General features: G+C 73.4%; 1 pseudogene. It reads left to right on the plus strand.

The features are described from left to right. Positions 1–259, plus strand: a pseudogene (locus TOK_RS31435) (hypothetical protein); the annotation flags it as partial.

Genomic DNA, 259 nt, shown 5'->3' on the forward strand with positions numbered 1-259 from the left:
CGGGGCCGGGGTCGTGTCGCATGCCGGGTCGCGGCTGCTGGCCGACGTCGCCGATCGGACCACGCTGACCGCCGAGTTGTCCCAGGCCCTCGACGAGTTGTGTCGGCCCGGGACCCGGCATGACCCGGGACGGGTCCTGGTGGACCTCGCGGTCGCCGTGACCGCCGGCGCGACGACGATCTCGGAGATCGACGTGCTGCGTGACCAGGGCGACTCGAGTTCGGGGCGGTGGCGTCGGACTCGACGTGTTGGCGGCTGC

Origin of the sequence: Pseudonocardia sp. N23 (assembly GCF_002583555.1) — a bacterium.
Lineage (GTDB): Bacteria > Actinomycetota > Actinomycetes > Mycobacteriales > Pseudonocardiaceae > Pseudonocardia.